Source organism: Alkalihalobacillus sp. TS-13, from assembly GCF_019720915.1.
Classification (GTDB): Bacteria; Bacillota; Bacilli; order Bacillales; family Fictibacillaceae; genus Pseudalkalibacillus.
Genome location: NZ_JAHKSI010000001.1, coordinates 1,760,503 through 1,776,108, shown reverse-complemented (window position 1 = coordinate 1,776,108; position 15,606 = coordinate 1,760,503). Strand labels below are relative to the sequence as shown.

General features: G+C 40.4%; 17 protein-coding genes. 4 read left to right on the top strand and 13 right to left on the bottom strand.

The annotated features are described in order from the left end of the window. The gene (locus KOL94_RS08905; RefSeq protein WP_221565750.1) at positions 1-192 is read right to left on the bottom strand and encodes a helix-turn-helix domain-containing protein; all 192 of its coding nucleotides are present in this window, start codon (positions 190-192) and stop codon (positions 1-3) included. Positions 193-474: 282 nt separating this feature from the next. Between KOL94_RS08905 and KOL94_RS08900 the strand changes: the two genes are divergently transcribed. Beyond that, positions 475-1,560: an AI-2E family transporter gene (locus KOL94_RS08900; protein ID WP_221565748.1), complete on the top strand. Its 1,086-nt coding sequence runs from the start codon at positions 475-477 to the stop codon at positions 1,558-1,560. A 98-nt stretch (positions 1,561-1,658) separates the two neighbouring features. Here the strand turns inward: KOL94_RS08900 and KOL94_RS08895 are convergent, their stop codons facing one another. The 4 genes from KOL94_RS08895 to KOL94_RS08880 all read right to left on the bottom strand — a co-directional run bounded on the left by KOL94_RS08895 (position 1,659) and on the right by KOL94_RS08880 (position 5,492). Beyond that, the gene (locus KOL94_RS08895) at positions 1,659-1,841 is read right to left on the bottom strand and encodes a hypothetical protein (RefSeq protein ID WP_221565746.1); all 183 of its coding nucleotides are present in this window, start codon (positions 1,839-1,841) and stop codon (positions 1,659-1,661) included. Positions 1,842-1,970: 129 nt separating this feature from the next. Further along, positions 1,971-2,303, bottom strand: coding sequence for a hypothetical protein (locus tag KOL94_RS08890; protein ID WP_221565744.1), 333 nt, complete (start codon positions 2,301-2,303; stop codon positions 1,971-1,973). A 109-nt stretch (positions 2,304-2,412) separates the two neighbouring features. Beyond that, on the bottom strand, positions 2,413-3,858 hold the full coding sequence (locus tag KOL94_RS08885) for a sodium:solute symporter family protein (protein ID WP_221565742.1): 1,446 nt from the start codon (positions 3,856-3,858) through the stop codon (positions 2,413-2,415). Next, positions 3,858-5,492, bottom strand: coding sequence for an amidohydrolase (locus KOL94_RS08880; protein ID WP_221565740.1), 1,635 nt, complete (start codon positions 5,490-5,492; stop codon positions 3,858-3,860). Before KOL94_RS08880 ends, KOL94_RS08885 begins: the two co-directional genes overlap by 1 nt. A gap of 340 nt (positions 5,493-5,832) precedes the next feature. Here KOL94_RS08880 and KOL94_RS08875 point away from each other — a divergent pair, with 340 nt between their 5' ends. From KOL94_RS08875 to KOL94_RS08865, 3 genes are all read left to right on the top strand, one after another. Continuing rightward, positions 5,833-6,408 carry an HAD-IA family hydrolase gene (locus tag KOL94_RS08875; RefSeq protein WP_221565738.1) on the top strand — a complete coding sequence of 192 codons (576 nt, stop codon included), beginning with the start codon at positions 5,833-5,835 and terminating at the stop codon, positions 6,406-6,408. Positions 6,409-6,429: 21 nt separating this feature from the next. Next, positions 6,430-6,579, top strand: coding sequence for a hypothetical protein (locus KOL94_RS08870; RefSeq protein WP_221565736.1), 150 nt, complete (start codon positions 6,430-6,432; stop codon positions 6,577-6,579). Between the two features lie 363 nt (positions 6,580-6,942). Next, positions 6,943-8,724 carry a M3 family oligoendopeptidase gene (locus KOL94_RS08865; protein WP_221565734.1) on the top strand — a complete coding sequence of 594 codons (1,782 nt, stop codon included), beginning with the start codon at positions 6,943-6,945 and terminating at the stop codon, positions 8,722-8,724. Between the two features lie 49 nt (positions 8,725-8,773). On the opposite strand, the gene pssA is transcribed toward KOL94_RS08865, so the two are convergent. From pssA to sda, 8 genes are all read right to left on the bottom strand, one after another. After that, positions 8,774-9,313: a CDP-diacylglycerol--serine O-phosphatidyltransferase gene (pssA, locus tag KOL94_RS08860; RefSeq protein WP_221565732.1), complete on the bottom strand. Its 540-nt coding sequence runs from the start codon at positions 9,311-9,313 to the stop codon at positions 8,774-8,776. Positions 9,314-9,748: 435 nt separating this feature from the next. Further along, complete coding sequence (gene mnhG / locus KOL94_RS08855; protein WP_311775120.1) at positions 9,749-10,102, bottom strand: monovalent cation/H(+) antiporter subunit G; 354 nt, start codon at positions 10,100-10,102, stop codon at positions 9,749-9,751. After that, positions 10,074-10,364, bottom strand: a complete 291-nt coding sequence (locus KOL94_RS08850; RefSeq protein WP_221565728.1) for a Na(+)/H(+) antiporter subunit F1 — start codon at positions 10,362-10,364, stop codon at positions 10,074-10,076. The genes mnhG and KOL94_RS08850 overlap by 29 nt, the downstream gene beginning before the upstream one ends. After that, on the bottom strand, positions 10,361-10,837 hold the full coding sequence (locus KOL94_RS08845) for a Na+/H+ antiporter subunit E (RefSeq protein ID WP_221565726.1): 477 nt from the start codon (positions 10,835-10,837) through the stop codon (positions 10,361-10,363). Before KOL94_RS08845 ends, KOL94_RS08850 begins: the two co-directional genes overlap by 4 nt. A gap of 6 nt (positions 10,838-10,843) precedes the next feature. After that, the gene (locus KOL94_RS08840) at positions 10,844-12,322 is read right to left on the bottom strand and encodes a Na+/H+ antiporter subunit D (protein ID WP_221565724.1); all 1,479 of its coding nucleotides are present in this window, start codon (positions 12,320-12,322) and stop codon (positions 10,844-10,846) included. Beyond that, positions 12,315-12,653, bottom strand: a complete 339-nt coding sequence (locus tag KOL94_RS08835) for a Na(+)/H(+) antiporter subunit C (protein ID WP_221565722.1) — start codon at positions 12,651-12,653, stop codon at positions 12,315-12,317. The genes KOL94_RS08840 and KOL94_RS08835 overlap by 8 nt, the downstream gene beginning before the upstream one ends. Before the next feature lie 2 nt (positions 12,654-12,655). Further along, positions 12,656-14,992 carry a Na+/H+ antiporter subunit A gene (locus KOL94_RS08830; protein ID WP_221565720.1) on the bottom strand — a complete coding sequence of 779 codons (2,337 nt, stop codon included), beginning with the start codon at positions 14,990-14,992 and terminating at the stop codon, positions 12,656-12,658. A gap of 432 nt (positions 14,993-15,424) precedes the next feature. Beyond that, on the bottom strand, positions 15,425-15,568 hold the full coding sequence (gene sda / locus KOL94_RS08825) for a sporulation histidine kinase inhibitor Sda (protein WP_221565718.1): 144 nt from the start codon (positions 15,566-15,568) through the stop codon (positions 15,425-15,427). Positions 15,569-15,606 lie beyond the last annotated feature (38 nt).

The following is a 15,606-nucleotide window of genomic DNA, read 5'->3' as shown; positions in this document are numbered from 1 at the left end:
TTAAATTTTTTCACCGTTTTTTAATTTCTCTATATAAATAGTAAGATCTTCTTTTTTTACTCGCCAATGCCGTCCGATCTTAAAACCGGGGATTTTCTTCTCCTGGACAAGTTTATAAGTTGTCATTTCACTGATTTGTAAATATTCTGCAACTTGTGAAACCGTCATTATCTCTGGATATTTGTCTTTCATCCGGACCTCTCCTCTACAGAAATCTGATTACTATTATAACAAATTCTTTTTGTGGATAAAAGTAATAGATAACACTGAATTATAAATGATTATAAATGAATTAATTTGATTTATCCTATTTATTCAAAATAAGACTGGTATTTATTAAAGGTCGTTTTCTAAAAGTTGTTCCGTATTTGATATTAGGAAATGAATGAACATTTGAAACAGTATGTGAGATTTGGAAGTTAGAAGTTACTTCTTTAAGGGTATTGAGTGAGAAACAGAGAGGAGGTTGGAGGGGTGTTACAATCTAAACTGTTTCGCGCACTCATATGGATATTATTATTGTTCATCATCGTTTGGATCGGGATGGAAATATCCTTTCTATTCAAACCGATTGGAATCCTGATCACAACTTTATTCTTTCCAATTGTGGTTTCGGGTGTGTTTTTCTATTTATTCCGTCCAGTGGTCAAGTGGATACGAAAGTTGAAAGTCCCTAAAGTTCTGGCGATTTTGATCGTTTATCTTGCTTTTGCAGGAGTTGCCACAGGTGTTTTCTGGACATTTGGCCCTGTCTTACAAGAGCAAGTAAAAGGGTTAGTGGACGGTGCTCCTGAATTAGCAGAAGACTTCAAGGAAAAAATGGAGGATTGGAAACAACATCCTGCAGTATCTCGATTATTAGGCAGTGAAATGGTCAAAGAGGGGAATCTTACAGAACGAATATCCGGCTCAATTGGAAATATATCGTCGTCTATAAGCAGTCATATTCTTTCATTCTTGAATATACTGACGAACATTATTATCGTGATCATCCTGCTGCCGTTCATCCTTTTCTATATGCTTAAGGATGGAGAAAAACTTCCTGGTTCCATTCTGCGTTTTTTACCTGAAAAACATCGTGAGGAAGGATTAAAGATTTTAATGGATATGGATGAAGCGTTGAGCGGCTTCATTCAAGGTCAATTGATCGTAAGTGTCTTCATCGGGACCTTCGTGTATATCTGGTATCTTATTATCGGTTTGGATTATGCGTTGATCCTTGCGTTGATTGCACTGGTATTGAATGTTGTGCCGTTCATCGGCCCTATCATTGGTACTGCACCAGGCGTGATCGTTGGATTGATCCAATCACCAATGACGGCTTTATATGTCATCCTTGGTGTTGTTGTCATCCAGCAAATTGAAAGTAACCTGATATCACCACAAGTTATGGGAAAACGCTTGGATGTCCACCCATTGACGATTATCTTACTGTTGCTTGTCGCAAGCGCGATAGGAGGTATTTTAGGATTGATCCTCGCGATTCCGACTTATGCTGTCGCAAAAGTCATCGTCATCCATACGAAACGGCTAATCAAGCTTTATGGGAATACTTTATGAACGAATACAGGGGATGACCGGATTGGTCAACCCCATTTTTTGGCTTTCTTCTATTTCAATGTAGATGTAAAACGTCCAGGCTTCATTGACACTTATCGTTAAAAATCAAACAAATCCTTCAACGCTTCTTTCGCAACTAGATTATTCCATGAAACTTCAGGGAAAGAGGTGACCCAATCATTCCCTGTCACTTTCCCGGTGATGATCATCACTCCGAAAAACACGATGATGATTGATGAAATGATTACAATACCTTCAAAAGAATCATTATTATTTTTCATTTTTATCTCTCCTATAATCCCTCCGTCTGGATGGATAAACTATTTTTCCAACACAAAATCACTCTTGTCTGATATAAAAACAGAAAGAGCCAGTCGTTATGATCCAGTTACTTGGAACTTGGCAGTTTTTCAGGAGAGATAATTCGCATGGTACATGACTGCATAAATGAAACTGGTGGCATCAGATAAGAGATGAGATCCACTTACGAAGTCGTAAGGAACACATTCTAATGGTTCTTCAACAAATAAGGACTGAAGGTTGAAGAGTGTTTTAGAAGAACCTTTCGGATTGATGGTGGTCGATGATAGGGTGACACTTTCAGCCGACACCAGATATCCTTGAGTCGAGAGGACCTTTTCCTCATCAGGTAGTGTCAGTTGATCGATTTGTTGAATAGGGGTGATCAAGGCTGATGACATTGATAGAATAAGCAATAATCCGAAAACAAACATTTTTCTCATGTTGAACGCCCCCCTTTTAACCCATGTTACAATAAAACATTGGAAATGAATGTATTTCTTAGAAAATCCCAGCCATCCTTCAAAAGATAGCTGGGATTGATTTCACGTGTCAACCGATTTTCTTTAACTCTTCATACATGATGCATTCTTGCTCTTGAGGTGAAACCAACGTAACAGTCAAGATTGCCAATAAGGACACAGGCAGCCCAATGAAAACGGGATGTAGTCCAAACGGATGTCCGGCTATCTGCCAGATGACAGCCACGATCAACCCTGACCACATCGATACAATCCCTGCTGTTTGAGTTGTCCGTTTCCAAAACAATCCGAACAGCACGGGAGCCAGCAGCCCGGATACGAGCATCGCTGATCCTGTAATCCATAAAGTAATCAACTGTGGGATATAGAGTGCTAACAAAAGAGCAACACCGGATACAACCGCAACTGATAAGCGGCTATAGAGCAGCATTTTCCGATTATCGATATCGCCCATCCTCGGTTTGATAATATCGTTGACGATTGAGGATGAAGCTGCTACGAAAAAGGAGTCTGCACAGGATATTACAGTTGCTAATAGAGCAAGCAACATCACGATCACCATTGGAAACGGTAATACAGCACCAATGACTTCATAATAGATCAGTGCAGGATCAATATCTGTCATCAATAAACCGAATTTCGTGAACACGCCAATCGCAACTACAATTGCAGCAGTGATGAATCCAAGTACGATGGCTGCCCAATAGCCTGATTGTGCAGTTTTTATATCCTTAGCAGCCCAAAAACGCTGCCAGAGATCTTGTCTGATGAATTGATAAGCACCGATCGTCAACATATAGACCAAAAACTCGGAAGTGGAGATATTGAAAATACTTAACATATTCCCGTTTTCTGTGTTCGTCGCTCTTTCTGAAATACTGTTCCAATCACCCATCGTAAACAAAATGACGGCAAAAAGAATGAAAATCCCTACCGTTTGGATCGTCCCGTGAATAGCATCTTGCCAAATGACAGACTTCAGGCCCCCGAAATAGGTTTTCAAAGTTAAAAGAATCCAGCTGATCAAGATTCCAACCGTCATACTCATTCCAATCGTCAAATTCAAAATCGTGGCGATCGAAACGAATTGCATTCCTGTTATTGCACAATAAGCGACCATGATACAGATGACCGTGGGTATTCTTGCACCTTCTCCATAACGAAGAGCGGTAAAGTCACCGAGTGTGACCATATTGTATTTTTCACCAAGTAATCGGATCCGCTTCAATAAAAAAATCGCCATGACAATCGATGTCAAGGTGAAGCCTATGGCCAGCCACTGCTGTCCCATGCCAAAGCGGTAACCATTAGTCATATATCCAAGTAAGATCGAGCCGCCAATCGCCGTTCCGACAAAAGTGAGGATAAGGGGAACAAGTGAGACAGAACGGCTTGCTACATTGTAATCATCATACGTTTTGATTTTCCGATTGATAAATAGGGATAAACCAAATAAAAAGAGAAAGTATACTGCCACTACCGAAATAAGGATCAATTGCTGCTGTTCACTAAACATCACATTCTCCTTTCCAGCACTTGATAATGAGTAGATTCATAAATCATTCTTCCTTCGAGAAACGTTTTTTCAACCTTTATATCTTTCAGTTTCTCTACATCTACCTGTAGCGGATCATCTGAAATGACCATAAGATCGGCTTTTGCTTTTGGCTTGATGACTCCGATCGTTTCCTCTTCAAATGAACTGTAGGCTGCATCTGTCGTATAAGCTTTTAACGCATCCCATACGGATATGTTTTGTGATTCATCAAGCATCTGTCCGCTGGATGATTTCCTTGTCACTGCTCCGTATATACCCATCCATGGATTTACGTCTGTAACTGGCAAATCTGAGTTACCAGGAGCGACAATTCCGAATTCCTTGAAAGATTTATGAGGAAATACATCTTTCATCCGTTCTTTTCCGAGTTTAAGTAAATAATTGTCTCCAATATGGAAGAGAAATCCGACAGATGAAGCAGCGATCAATTCAAGCTTTTTCATACGCGAAAGGTGATTCCGGGTTGGTAAGGCACAATGCTCGATTCGGTTCCGCATACCAGTAACTTCATTCGTCTCTTTGATCTTTTCAAAGGCACTGAGAGCCACTTCAATAGCGCGATCTCCAATAGCATGAATAGCGATCCTTAATCCTGATTCAATTCCTTCTTTCATTAAAGGGAATATTTCGTCGGTGTCGTTATAGAGAATGCCGGTCTCTTTTGTTCCTAAAAATGGTTCAGTAACAGCTGCAGTTTTGCCGCCGACACTTCCATCCAACATGAATTTCAAACCTTGGATTTTCACCATGTCGTTTCCAAAACCACTCCTTAAACCCACTTTAAGGACTTCTTCCATCGATCCATCAAAGCCATTCTGATCGATTGCCCAAATCCATGGACGTACCCTCACTTTGAGCGCATCCTTTTCTAACAGATACTGATAGAGTCGGAGATCTGTTGTTTGAGTTGACATGTCATGCACCGTTGTAATCCCAAATTGTGCGAACTGCTTTTGGGCAAGGTTCATCCCTTTGATCATATCCGGCAGCTCATACTTCGGGTCAGCCAGCAGCCCTTGGGCTTTTTCTTGCAATAACCCGGTCAATCTTCCATTCTCGTCGCGCTCAATGTTACCATCAGGTGGATTGGGGGTATCTTCTGTGATCCCGCTCATTTCAAGAGCTTTTGTATTAACTACCGTCATATGTGCACATGCTCTTTTTAATAAAACAGGATGATCAGGTGCGATTTCATCTAGTTCCCAACGAGTTGGATTTCGTTTTTCAGCAAGTTTGCTATCATCCCATCCCCAGCCTTTAATCCATTCACCTTTTGGGGTTTTGGCTGCTTGAGCGTCGATTTTCTCTAAAAGATGGAGGATTGACGGAGTGGTAGGCGGTTTACAATCCACTTCTAATAACGTCAACCCAAAAATGGCAGGGTGAATATGACTCTCGATAAAACCAGGCATTAAAGTTTTACCGTTTAAATCAATGACTTCAGTATCTTCATTTGCGAACGACAAAGCACTTGGATCATCCCCAACGTATTGTATGACACCATTTTTCACCGTCACAGCATCAGCTGTAGGGAAGGCGTCATCCATCGTAAGCACCTTCCCATTTAAGAAAATCAAATCTGCATTTTCCAAAAAAACGCTGCCTCCTTAGTTGTTTATCTATGTATTTCAGTTGATAAAAAAGCCAGCAATATGTACAGCACAGGTAAATAGACACACTTACCCCCTGTACATATAACTGGCTCTTGCATCTAATGGATCGCTCTACTTTGCATCAGTAAAGTCGGATTAGATGGTCAGTTATTCTAACATCTAGTATTTGAATATATTAATAACCTATCAGGGTTTAGGAACAAGGTCAATGAAGTTATTTGATAATTCAAACAAAATAGATAATTAGTGACTTTTGTATCAGAGGCTAAATTCGTATTATAATAGTGAATAGGAAGAGAATTGGAATAAGGAGGAATTTATGAATATACTTTGGGATTTTGATGGGACGCTTGTAGATAGCTATCGTCTATTTGTGAAACTTTTCAAACAAGTACTCGGGGATAATGCAGAGGAAGAAGAAATCTTAAGCCATATGAAAGTCTCTTTCACCCATGCATTTGAGCATTATGGATTTTCCGAAAAGTTGAAAGAGGAATTCCGCTCTCTCGAGGAAGAACTGGAACCTTCGGAATTTATCCCATTCGAACATTTGGAGAAAATATTAGAGCTTGCGGACCATAATTTCATCGTCACTCATAACTCGAAGCAAGTCGTGACAAGCGTAATGAGACACCACGGGCTAACAGGGTATTTTACGAAAATCATCGGATATGAAGATAAATTTCCGAGGAAACCAGACCCTTCAGCCTATAAACACATACTGAAGGATTATTTGATTGATCTCGTCGTCGGGGATAGGGAATTAGATCTGCTTCCCGCAAAGGAGCTTGGAATCGCCACCTGCAGCTTCCAAAATGATGCGATTGAAGGTATGGATTATTACGTGCATACTTACGAAGAACTTTATGCTATTTTAAAAAAGAAAGTCTATTAAAAATTCCTGTGAAGAAAAGGATTGGAAAAGAAGGTTAATCAGCAAGGGTTTGTGGAAATATACATAATACAATGGCAGAAGAGGGGTGAGGTTGAACGTATGGAAATCATTTTCAATATATCCTTGATTCTGATGCTTGTCTACTTCATGTATGCATGTGCATTTGATTAAAAAACAGACACCGCCAGTGTCTGTTTTTTCTAGGGGGTGCGCCCGACATGTTCACACGCTATAGGGTTCGAGTCCCGAACGGTGAAGATCGTCGTAGCCGTTAAGCTGAAGGCAAGGGTGTCTATGGAAACCCTGAATCTGAAGGAAGCCGGAGGCGAATCTCCGCTCTTAAGAGCACGAACTTCATATAAAGCTATGTAGTATGCTCCTCTTCCAGTCCGAAGTTGCTCCGAGTTCGGACAGCTTTTCACTTTTTGCTTCTCTACATGAAAAGGGGAACAATTGTGTCGAATGCATTCTCTTTTTTATTTTCCCAATCTTCTTTATAATAAAGGTATTACATATTTTGTAGGGAGGATGTCAATGAAACTAACACAGTTACCCCAAAAGTGGAATTTAGAAAATATTTTTCCAGGTGGTAGTTCATCTCAAGAATTGAAGGCATACATACAATCCATTGAGGAACAGATAGTAGAAGCTAAAAACAAAATAGAGGATTGCAATCCGCAAAATCATGAAGATCTTGCAAAAGTAGTCGAAGAAATGAGTCTTCTATCTTCTCATCTTCATGAGAGCGGTGCGTTTGTGGGATGCCTGGTTGCACAGGATGTAAAGGATAAAGAAGCAGTCGCCATCCGAGGGAAGCTGGATCAGATCGGGGCTAAATATCATTCATTATGGACACAGTTCGATGTGAAACTGACTCAATTAACTGAGAATGAGTTGAAAACGCTTCTTCAATACGATGATCTATACCCATATACGTTTGTATTGAGTGAACGTCGAAAAAATGCAGTAGAGAAACTCAGTTTTGAACAGGAATCGCTCATCAACGACCTGGCGGTTGACGGCTATCATGCATGGTCCAACCTTTATGATCTTGTTGTCGGTAAGATGAGCATTCCATTTGAGGAAGATGGAGAGAAAAAAGAGTTGTCTGTCGGCCAATTGGATAATAAACTATACAGTCAGAACCCAGAAATCCGTCATCGGGCTTTTGAAGCCTATGAAAAGGCTTGGGAAGAACAAGAAGATTTTTGTTCAGAAGCGTTGAATCATCTTGCAGGGTTCAGGTTGAATACGTATCAACACCGTAAGTGGGATTCAGTCCTGAAAGAGCCGCTAAAGATCAATCGCATGAGGCAAGAGACGCTGGACATGATGTGGAAGGTCATCGAACAGCATAAAAACACTTTTGTGAAATACTTGGAACGCAAGGCAGAAATGCTTGGCCTTGAAAAGCTTGGCTGGACTGATGTGGATGCACCAGTAGGCCAAGCGGATACGAAAGTCTCCTATGATGAAGCGGCTAATTTCATCATTGAGCAATTCAATCGGTACAATCCTAAAATGAGCGAGTTTTCACGTCAAGCATTTGAAAAAGCTTGGATCGAAGCTGAAGATCGTACTGGAAAACGTCCTGGGGGGTTCTGTACAAGTTTCCCGAATGCCAAAGAAACTCGAATCTTCATGACATACTCAGGGACAGCAAGTAATGTCTCAACACTAGCTCATGAACTTGGTCATGCCTATCATCAGCATGTTATGGATGAACTTCCATATCTGAATCAAAATTACGCAATGAACGTGGCAGAAACAGCTTCCACTTATGCGGAGATGCTTGTGTCAGATGCAGCGGTAGAATCAGCGAAGACAGAAGAAGAGCGTATCGTTCTCCTTGAAGATAAGATCCAACGTTCTGTAGCATTCTTTATGAATATCCATGCACGCTACTTGTTCGAAACACGTTTTTACAGTGAAAGAGAAAAGGGACTCGTGTCCGTGCCTAGATTGAAGGAATTGATGGAGGAGGCACAAAGAGAAGCTTACAGTGATGCATTAGGAGAGTATCATCCGTATTTCTGGGCTTCCAAGTTGCATTTCTATATAACGGATGTGCCCTTCTATAACTTCCCATACACCTTCGGATATATGTTCAGTGCAGGTATTTATGCAATTGCAAGAGAGCAAGGGGCTGCATTTGAGGATAAATATATTGCCTTACTTCAGGATACTGGAACAATGTCGGTAGAAGATTTAGCAGAGAAACATCTTGGAGAAGATTTGACAAAGCCGAACTTCTGGAACAATGCGATTCAGCTTGCAGTAAAAGATGTGGAAGAGTTTTTGAAACTGACGAAATAAGAACATAAAAAAGGGACTGACCCATTTTGGGTCAATCCCTTTTTGTGTACTATCGTTTTTTCACACTTACATTGCTGATCATCAAAAAGGAAAATATAAGTACGAGGAACATGAAAATGTAATTCGGAACCATGTTCACTGTCAAAAATGAAAGTGCTATGATGCATCCAGCAGCTGTGATCGGAAGACCCCGGAAGTGGCCATCAAATTCAGTAATGTTGAATCTTGCCAAACGAATCGCACCACATATGATAAATAAAATGATAAAGACGATACCTGGAATACCGAATTCATGCAGTACGGCTTGGTAGATCAAGAACGCCGGAGCGACTCCGAAAGAAATTAAATCACACAAGGAATCAAGTTGTTTACCAAACTCTGATTCTATTTGCAGCTTCCTCGCAATCATTCCGTCAAACCGGTCAAACAAAGCGCACAGGAAGATGAACCAAAAGCTCATTTCCAGTTGACCTTTCAGAATACAAACGATTGCAATTGCACCTAATGTCAGGTTCAACAGAGTCATTGCGTTGGCAGTTTGACTCTTCATCCGTTTAAGTGTATGGTCAACCCGTTCCAAGAAGTACATTATACAAGTCACTCCTTATTGGTTTTTCATGAAAATGAAAAATCCAATTTCTTTGAGTTTTTAAAACTATTATATGCCACAACCTCATAATAAGAAAGTATTATTTAACAATTACTTAACATTTCAAATAATTCTACCTAAAAACGTTCACATTTGCTTAATACGATATACAAATTTAGCCCATATCCGGGGCCGATCACACGTAATCCGGCGGGAATCATACATAATCCGGCCAAAGGTTACTTTTTACACCAAATTCGAGGGGAAAGGTTCCTCGACTTACTTGCACAGAATCTTAATCCAAAAATGAATTTTCATGCATTAGTTTTTCATCTCTCTCCTTGTCCGTTTCTATCCTCACAAACAATTTGAAAACAGCTATATAAAAAATGGAAACTGGCAGATTATTTGACTGCCAGCTTCCCATTATCTGTTTCATGAAGATTCATCGTTATATTTTTTCTGTAATTCGTCTTTAATCGTTCGTTCAGAAAGTGGTACACCTGTACGATAGGCTGCCCTTGAAATCATGTGGCCAGCTACAGGAGCAGTCATCAATACGAAGAGGATACCAAGGATCAACTTTCCACTTACCATGTTTTCCTCGACGATGAAGAAAATGAAGGCTGCAATCAAGACCCCAGATACTCCAAGTGTTGCACTTTTGGTAGCCGCATGAAGTCTAGAATAAACATCAGGAAATCTAAGGATTCCAAGGGAACTTGAGAAAACGAAAAATGTACCGAGTAAGACAAGGACACTAATCACGACTTCGATCAATAATAACACCCTTTTCCAAGAATTTCGCAATAGCTACAGTTGCGATGAATGTCAAAATTCCAATCAATAATATTACATCATTCAGTCTGATTGTGCTCAATTGAATTGCAACCAATCCGGTCATGGAAATCAGGTTGATTCCAATCGTATCGATGGCTACAGCTCTATCTGGATTGGATGGTCCTTTGATGGCACGATAGAGAAGGAAGATAATGGATATCGAATTGATGACCATACATAGCCAGACGACATTGTGTAGTAATGAGCTCATCGTGTCACGTCCTTTATCGCTTTCTCAAATGTTCCTTTGATCTGATTGATCGTTTCATCGACATCCGGTAAATCCATTGCATGGATGTAAAGAAATTTGTTATCTGCTGATACATCTACCGTCAATGTCCCAGGTGTTAAAGTAATGAGATTGGCCAGCATTGTGATTTCCCAATTGGTCTTTAGATCGATCGGGAGTGCGATAATTCCTGGTTGCATATCCATCTTAGGTTTATAGACCATTTTCAATACCTCAATATTTGAAATCAACAATTCCTTTGCAAACAGAAAAACCAATTTCACAATTGCAATGATATATCTAATGTAAAAGGTATCTGGTATGAAACGGTTCAACAAAAACAACAGAAAGATTCCAAGGACAAATCCGATCAGGAACGTAACGAAATCATACGATTCCATCAAGAACATCCATATTAGACCGATTACAAGATTGATTAAAAGTTGAAATGCCATATCGAACTACTCCTTTAAGACTGCGTCGATATAAACAGAAGGGTCTGTCAAATCAACACCGATTTGTTGGATATGTGGTAAAAACCATTCTGCTCCAACTCCAAGAATAATCGAGAAGATCAGTAAAAAGGAAATTGGAAAATACAGTGGTCTGATCGAACGTCTTTCCTGCGGTAACTCCATTCCTTCACCCCAAAAGCCGAGGATGAAGATCCGCATGACTGAAATCAGAATCAATAAACTTGTAATCAATGCGATGATTGCAATCACGTAGTGGCCATTTTCAAATGCACCTTGCAACAATTGTAATTTACCAATGAACCCACTGAACGGAGGTAATCCTGCTAACACAACCGCAGCAATAAAGAACATCCAGCCGAGCAGAGGATAGTCCTTGATCAAACCGCTGATTTTTCGAATATCGGAAGTACCAGCTATGATGGCAATTGCTCCCACCAACAAAAACAACGCTGCTTTGATTACCATATCATGAACCAAGTAATAGATGGACCCAGATAGAGATACATCACTGAAAATACCGACTCCCATGATCATGAAACCGACAGCGGGGATGATGTTATACGCAATGATCAGCTTGATATTATTCGTCGATAAAGCACCAGCGACACCAAAAATCAAAGTGAAACCAGCTAATACGATGAAGAATGTATGCGTATAGTCGATATTTCCGTTAAAAATCAAGGTGAAAATCCGAATGATCGAATAAACCCCTACCTTTGTCAATAACGCACCAAACAAGGCTGATATCACTGCTGGTGGTTTCGTATATGAATGAGGCATCCAGAAATATAATGGGAACAAAGCACCTTTCGTCGCAAAGACGATAAAAAATAGAAGCCCAATTGTTGTCAAGATTCCTGACTGATTCACCTGGTCCACACGTTCGGATAATTGAGCCATGTTGACTGTACCAGTTACCGAATAAATAAATGCTACTGTCGTGACAAATAAGATAGAAGAAAAAAGGTTCAACAGTACATATTTGATTGATTCGCGAAGCTGTTGTCTTGTCCCGCCAAGTACGATCAACCCATATGAAGCCATTAACAATACTTCAAAAAAGACAAAGAGGTTGAAAATGTCTCCTGTCAAGAATGCACCGCTAACCCCTCCGATGAGCATAAGGAAGAATGAGTAAAAATAAAATTCTTCACGCCCCTTATCTAAAGAAAAGGGTGCGTAGAATGCAGCAGCTACTGCAACTACATTCGTGGTTAGGATTAGTGATAACGAAAGCCCATCACCTACGAGAATGATACCGTAGGGGGCGATCCATCCACCAGTTTCAAGGACAATGGTACCATGTTGCATAACATGAAAAGTGGCATATGCTGTGACAGCCAGATTGATTATCGTAGCAATTTGTGTTCCTGCACGGACCAGAGGCAGTCTTTTTCTGAAAAAGACGAACATGGTGCCGGCGATGAGTGGTATCAAAATTGGTAAAATGATTAGATTAGTCATGATCAGATCCCCTTAATTGCTCCATGTTGTCTGTTTTATTGGTTTTATAGGCTCTATAGGCCAACACAAGTAAAAATGATGTTACACCAAAGCTGATGACAATCGATGTCAAAATCAGAGCCTGTGGAAGAGGATCCGTATACGTGTCGATCCCTTCTTCTAGGATAGGTGGTGCGCCTCTGTTAAGCTTTCCCATCGTCAAGATAAGCAAATGAGCGGCATGAGATAATATTGCTGTACCGAATATGATTTTCAGTAATTGTCTTTGAAGTAATAGATAGACCCCAGCTGAAAAAAGAATGCCAGCCAGGATCGACATGATGATTTCCATGATTAATCGATCTCCTCCTTGTCGCGGAGTCGGATCATTGCGTAGATCCCTAATGCAGCTATACCAAGAACTGTGATTTCAAACAACGTATCCAGTCCACGCATGTCAACAAGAATTACGTTTACCACGTTATTTCCACCGCCAAGATGGTGTGATTCTTTAATGAAATAGTGTGCAATCGTTTCAAAGCTCTTTGAACTATGTGATGCGATCGCAATCAAAGTCACTAGCACACCAACTGATCCTGAAATGATGATATTAACCGTTTTGGCTCCAGGTGTTGTTTTTTCGGTATCAAGCTTCGGCAAGTGGTAAAAGCACAGGAGAAATAATGCGACCGTCACCGTTTCGACAATCAATTGCGTCAAAGCAAGGTCAGGTGCTCTGAAAAACACGAATAGTAACGATAATCCATAACCTACCACACCAAGAACGAGAATTGCTGCAATACGATTTTTCATCACAATTGTCGCAAATGCAGCAACCGCCATAACGAGGCCGACCACGATTTCAGGCCAAGAAATAGGTGCTAAGTCGGCAGTTTCAATCACGAATCCGTCTGTTACGAACAGGGTTGCACCAACTGCCCCAACTATGAAAATAAGAATGTATAACACATAATGTCTGATTGACCCGGTCATATAAGTCCGAGTTGTTTTTCCAGCAATACGGAATTTCATATTATAAATGGAATCATATGCTTTATTTGCACTTAACACCCCAGGTATCCACTCATAGACAGCCTGCCACTTCGCTCTTGTCAAATAAAGGATGACTCCTAAAGCGACTACGATCAGTGACATGTAGAGAGGAAGTTTAAAGCCGTGCCAAAAGACGATATGTTTATTAGGAATTTCTCCGAATATCGCTGCAGTAGCAGGTGTCAGTATTGCACCGTTGATCAAATTCGGTAGTAATCCGATCACCACTACGAAAATGACTAGCACGACAGGCGATATTAACATGCCTATTGGAGCCTCATGTGGTTTCATCTTCAATTCACCACGTGTTTTCCCCGTAAACGTATGAAAGAAAAAGTACATTGAATAGACGAAAGTGAAAATGCTTCCTAATACGGCAAGGACTGGGACAAATGGTGCAATACTAGCAACAAGTGGTGATGTCGTATCCAAATCCAAGGACGTTTGGAAGAACATTTCCTTACTTAAAAATCCGTTGAAAATCGGTAATGGAACACCGGCCATTGAAAAGGCACCGAAAAATGCTAATGTCGCCGATATCGGCATCAGTGTCATTAAGCCGCCGAGTTTTCTTATGTCACGCGTTCCGGTTTCATGATCGACAATTCCAGCAACCATGAACAAACTTCCCTTAAAAGTTGCATGGTTAAAAATATGGAAAACAGCTGCGAAAACAGCCGCTTTTGTACCGAAGCCGAGCATTGTCATGATCATTCCAAGCTGACTGATTGTGGAAAACGCGAGGATCGCTTTTAAATCCGTTTGACGGACAGCCATGTATGATCCCCAACAGAGCGTCAATAAACCAAAGCCTGTTACTAGAACGAAAAAGATATCTGTACCCCCGAACAATAAGAAGAGACGTGCAGTCAGATAGATCCCCGCTTTTACCATCGTTGCAGAGTGAAGGAAGGCGCTGACCGGAGTCGGTGCTTCCATCGCATCTGGAAGCCAGATATGGAATGGGAATTGTGCTGATTTCGTGAAAGCACCTAATAGGATTAATACTAAAATACCTGTAAAATAAGGGCTCTCTAGTACAACATCACTAGCTGCAATCATCTCCCGTATACTTGTCGTTTCTGTAACGATGGTAAGGAGGATGAGCCCGCCGAGCATGGCAAGGCCGCCTAATACTGTGATGATCATCGATTTCAGCGCACCATAACGGGAAGCTTGCCGTTCATACCAATATCCGATCAAGAGGAAGGAAGATAAACTTGTCAACTCCCAGAACAGATATAACGCATAAACGTTATCGGAAAGAACGACACCAAGCATTGCGCCCATGAAAATGAACAAGAAAACATAAAAATTATGCAACTTTTCGTTTTTATTCAAATAAAAAATGGAATACAAAACTACAAGAGTTCCTATTCCGCTTATTAATAATGAAAAGAGTAAACTAAGTCCATCTAAATAAAAACTGAAGTTCATTCCCAGCGAAGGCACCCATTGTACAAGCGAATCATGATTTTGGCCTTCTGCAATTGTAGTAATTTGTGATAAAAAATACGCAAAGACCCCAAAAGGAATTGGGAGGATTAACCATCCTGTGTGGATTGCCCGTATGTATCGAAAGAAAAACGGCACAAATAATGCCGTAAGGAACGGAGCAAGGACTGCATATTGCAACATAAAAAAGATCCTCCTATCAAGATTTCCGTATCAGTTATGTACTGTACCATTCCCATTGTAATCACAATAACCAAGGATTATCAACAATTTTAACGTCAAATGACCTTAAAAATTCATCGATGTTACAATCTACTGACGATTTATCTTATTCTATTATCACCTAAGTTTAAAACTTTAATAGTGTTTAATTTGGAAATATACTCGCTTTACGCGGGCGATCCGCGAACCTCCTCGGGAGTTCCTCGCTGCGTGGTCTCGCCTGGCTCGCTTTTCCCGCAGGAGTCTCGTATATTTCTGTTTGTAGAGGTTTTCATCAATATCCTTATCAACATCATTTTCAAACAACCTTAAATTCAATGTTGACTAGTAAGTTTTCCTACGGATTTTGCGAGATAATTGCAAAAAAAAGAACCAACAAAAATGTTGGTCGGGTTATAAGTGCGTAGAAATTAAGTTAGTAGTCAAATGCCGGCGGTCAATCTCTTTTTTGATCAAAGTGATGAATTCGTGGCTCAGTTTCAACTCTCTTGCTTTGTGATAGGATTCAATCAAGAGCTCATCAGATAGATTTTCCATAAGCACAGCCGAAAATGGGCTTCGCACCTCCAGACTCA